The sequence below is a fragment of the Pseudomonas sp. SDO5215_S409 genome, from assembly GCF_054071325.1.
This window is the reverse complement of sequence record NZ_JBSVWN010000163.1, coordinates 1-670: the sequence shown is the minus strand read 5'-3', so window position 1 is coordinate 670 and position 670 is coordinate 1. Positions and strand designations below refer to the sequence as shown.

Here is a 670-nt window from a genome sequence, read left to right as displayed (position 1 = left end):
GGCGGTTGCAGGAACCGAGTGCAACACGGTCATTGAATTGAAGAGGGGGCCTCATGATACATACCCATGACCTCGGTAATCACTTCAATCGGACATTTGAAATCGAAGCGTTTACGAGGCCGAATGTTCAGCCGATACGAAATGGCATCCAGCTGTTCCTGGCTGTGCTTGGACAAGTCAGTACCCTTGGGCAGGTACTGACGAATCAAACCGTTGATGTTCTCGTTACTGCCGCGCTGCCACGGGCTGTGTGGATCACAAAAGTAAATCGCCACGCCCGTTTTCTGGGTCAGTTCGGCATGCTTGGCCATCTCACGGCCCCGGTCATACGTCATGCTTTTACGCACTTCCAGCGGCATGCTATTCAACGCCGCACTGAAGCCTTCGACCGCCGAGGTCGCGGTGGCGTCGCGCATTTTGACCAGGATCAGATAACCACTGGTGCGCTCTACAAGCGTGCCCACTGCCGAGGCATTGTCCTTGCCTTTGATCAGGTCGCCTTCCCAGTGGCCGGGCATTTGGCGGTCTTCGATCTCGGGCGCACGCACGTGAATGCTCACCATGTCCGGAATCTGGCCGCGCCTGTCAACACCGCCACTGCGCGGCCTGCGAGTGCTTTTCCCTTGGCGCAGACACAGGATCAACTCCTTGCGCAACTCGCCCACAGGCA

1 protein-coding gene is annotated in these 670 nt (G+C 57.3%); it reads right to left on the bottom strand.

Annotation, left to right across the window (positions count from 1 at the left end; genetic code table 11):
• Positions 1–29 precede the first annotated feature (29 nt).
• The coding region (locus ACW9H9_RS28725; RefSeq protein WP_457346724.1) for an IS30 family transposase at positions 30–670 on the bottom strand (641 nt) is incomplete at its 5' end.